The organism is Ferdinandcohnia sp. SAFN-114 (assembly GCF_059415045.1).
The window spans coordinates 13,848-17,393 of the sequence record NZ_JBPFDQ010000105.1; the positions used below are offsets into that span (position 1 = coordinate 13,848).

A 3,546-nucleotide genomic window follows, 5' to 3' on the forward strand; every position below is an offset into this window, starting at 1 on the left:
AATCGAGTAGAGTCCGAATCAGCAAGTTATTCTGACAGTCAACGTCTGAATTAATCAAGTAGAGTCGATATCAGGGAGGAACTCTGACAACCAACATCGAAACTATTCTATATAAGGCAAAATTACCCCACAATCCCTACGATAAAGTAATAATAGAAACTGGGTTTAATTAAAATGCTTCGTAAAGAACATAAAAAAGCATGTCAACCTAATTAAAAGGTGACACGCATTTTTTTAACCAGAATATCACTTATTAACGTACTCCTCCGAAGGAAAACCTCACTTTCTTTCCTAATAGAGAAGTTGAATTATGGTTAGAGTTAACAGTCCCATCATGACAGATGATAGTAAACCTAGAAATAATGGACGAAGGCCAACTGATTTGATTTTTTTGAAATCAGTACCAAGACCCACACTTGCCATGACCATAAGGATTAGAAATTTGGCAACCCCATCTGTTATGCTTGTAATCGATGTTGGAAGCGAGAAGATGGTATTGACCGCCACCGCTCCAGCGAAAAATAAGATAAAAATCGGAAATACCTTACTTATCTTCACTTTGCTGCCCGCGGCTCCCTTTGATTTTATAGAAATAATGATAGATAGAATGAGAGTAACAGGCACTAGCATGAGTGTTCGGATCAACTTGATGATGACAGAAGTATCGCCAGCAGCATTGCTATAGCTATATCCAGCAGCTACTACCGATGATGTATCGTGTATTGCGACCCCTGCCCATATTCCAAAAATATGGTCTGGCATGGAAAAAAGTTGTCCTATTAATGGGTAGAATAACACCGCCAATACATTAAAAGCAAAGATGGTATTAATCGCATAAGCTGTTTCTTCCTCTTTTGCACGAACAATTGGGCTTGATGTAACAATAGCTGTTGCACCGCATATTGCTGTTCCTAGAGAAACCAGAATTGGAATATTTCCACTCAACTTAAAGAGTTTGGCCAATAAAAATGTAAAAAGAATTCCTGCTAAAACCGCTACAACAACTAATAGAATTGCTTCATACCCTAGTTGAAAAATACTGGCATAACTAAGACCAAAACCAAGAAGAACAATCGCAGTCTTAAGTAACATTTTTAACGTATAGGAAATTCCTTCCAAAAAAACAGTCGGTATTCCCAAAAAGTTTCGGATCATGATTCCGATGATGATTGCAATTACAGCTCCACCAATCAACGGAAAATCCTTACCTAATGAGTTCGCCAAAACGCCTATAATAAAAACGAGAGCTACACCAGGAAGCTTATTTCGGAGTGATTGTGTGTGCTCTAACAAAAAAGATCTTTTTTCGTAAGTTTGTGATACTTGTAGATTTGCATTACCCACGTGTTCCATCCCTCAATATATATAATAAGTTTTATCTTACCATATCGTGGACACCCTTCACACCTTAAAGTTCTTCCTTTATAATTTAGATAAGATGAATGTCTAATAATACAACTTCTTTGTGACCCATATCGTTGGAACAAAAAAGAGGAAGTGAATACTCACTTCCTAACACGAACAGATAAAGAATAAGGAGCTAACACCACACTGTATAGTATGCACAAGGTCATGCGGACATGTGGGGTAGTACACTACGTCAAACGCACATTTTTGCAGAAATTAGAAAAATAAAATTAAAAAGGTGTTTTTTTATGATTGAACAAGCAAAACAGGTATTACAGTCGTATTTTGGATATTCTTCCTTTAGACCTGGGCAGGAATCCATTATAGAGAACATTTTAGAAGGAAACGATACGCTTGCGATTATGCCAACTGGAGGCGGGAAGTCTTTATGCTATCAAATTCCAGCCTTGATTTTTGATGGAGTAACAATCGTCATTTCTCCTTTGATCTCATTGATGAAGGACCAGGTAGACACTTTGCTCGGAGTTGGAATTGCTGCAACTTATATCAATAGTAGTATTTCTTTGCAGGAAATACAGGAAAGACTGCAGGATGCAAGGCTTGGCCGTTTTAAAATTATTTATATTGCTCCTGAACGACTCGAATCCTCTCAATTTCGATCCCTATTATCTTCTATCCCAATTTCAATGATTGCTGTTGATGAAGCGCATTGTATTTCTCAGTGGGGACATGATTTCAGGCCTAGTTATCGAAACATCCAATATATGATTGCAGAATTACCGAAAAAGCCCGTTGTTGCGGCATTGACTGCAACCGCTACTGTTGAAGTTAAGGATGATATTTGCAGCCAATTGCAAATTACCCCATCTGCTGTTTTTATTACCGGGTTTGCTAGAGAAAATTTAACATTTAATATCCTAAAAGGTGAAAATAAGAGAGATTTTGTCAAAAGTTTTTTAAAAGAAAATAATAACCAATCCGGAATTGTGTATGCTGCAACGCGTCGTGAAGTTAATGAACTTCATTCGTTTTTAGAAAAAGAAGGACATTCAGTAGGAAAATACCATGCAGGCCTTTCCGATGAAGAGCGAAAAAGGGCTCAAGAGGATTTCTTATTTGATACTGTTAATGTTATGATTGCAACAAATGCGTTTGGGATGGGGATTGACAAAAGCAACGTAAGATTTGTCATTCACTATAACCTTCCGAAGAATATTGAAGCGTATTACCAGGAAGCGGGACGAGCCGGGCGTGATGGTGAAAAAAGTGATTGTTATCTATTATTTGCTTCACAGGATATCCAACTACAAAAGTTCCTGATTGAGCAATCAACAATGGATGAAGGTAAAAAAGAGCAAGAATATTACAAGCTACAGCAAATGATTGATTATTGTCATACAGAAAAATGCCTACAAACCTATATTTTAGAATACTTCGGAGAGAACGAAAGTCCCGAATGTGGTAGATGTTTTAACTGTACCGATAACCGTGAAAAAATAGATGTAACCACAGAAGCGCTAATGGTGTTTTCCTGTATTAAACGAATGAAAGAACGATTTGGAAAGACGTTAGTTGCTCAGGTGCTGAAAGGATCAAGAAACAAAAAAATCCTTGAATTAGGATTTACAACATTAACCACATATGGCCTGCTCAAGCAGTATTCCGAAAAACAAATTGTGGGTTTAATCGACTATTTAGCTGCCGAAGGATATGTCAAATTGACAAACTCTCAGTATCCAGTGCTGATTCTTGATGCAAAAGCACTTCCTGTCCTTAAAGGGGAAGTAAAAATTTATAAGAAGGAACAGGTGACGAAAAAACAGATTGTTACTGATAATACATTATTTGAAATTCTTCGAGAGGTCAGAAAAGAAATCTCTAGTCGAGATCAAGTGCCACCATATATCGTCTTTTCGGATAGTACATTACGTGAAATGAGTGAAGTGGCGCCGATTGATGAAAAAGAGTTGCTTGAAATTAAAGGCGTTGCTAAGACAAAACTGGAACGTTACGGGGAGGATTTCCTTTCTGTGATTCGCAAGTACGTTGAGGAGAAAAGTGCAGTGGTTAAATAAAATATAGACAAAAGGCACCACAGTAAGTGATATGCTCCCCTAAAGGTAGACAGATGAAATAAAAAATCTGTTTCCTTTGGGGGAGTATTTTTGTATGGCTAAA

2 protein-coding genes are annotated in these 3,546 nt (G+C 37.3%); one reads left to right on the forward strand and one right to left on the reverse strand.

Annotated features, from left to right (window positions below; all coding sequences use genetic code 11):
- Window positions 1–291: 291 nt before the first annotated feature.
- Entirely contained in the window at window positions 292–1,344 is a 1,053-nt protein-coding gene (locus tag ACR65M_RS23465; protein ID WP_341332057.1) for a YeiH family protein, read from the reverse strand.
- Between the two features lie 311 nt (window positions 1,345–1,655).
- On the opposite strand from ACR65M_RS23465, the gene recQ reads away from it, so the two are divergent.
- A complete protein-coding gene (gene recQ, locus ACR65M_RS23470) occupies window positions 1,656–3,443 on the forward strand; it encodes a DNA helicase RecQ (RefSeq protein ID WP_341332056.1) in 1,788 nt (595 codons plus the stop codon).
- Window positions 3,444–3,546 lie beyond the last annotated feature (103 nt).

Excerpts from the sequence above, each read along its gene's own strand:
- recQ (WP_341332056.1), top strand. The coding sequence starts at position 1,656 with ATGATTGAACAAGCAAAACAGGTATTACAGTCGTATTTTGGATATTCT.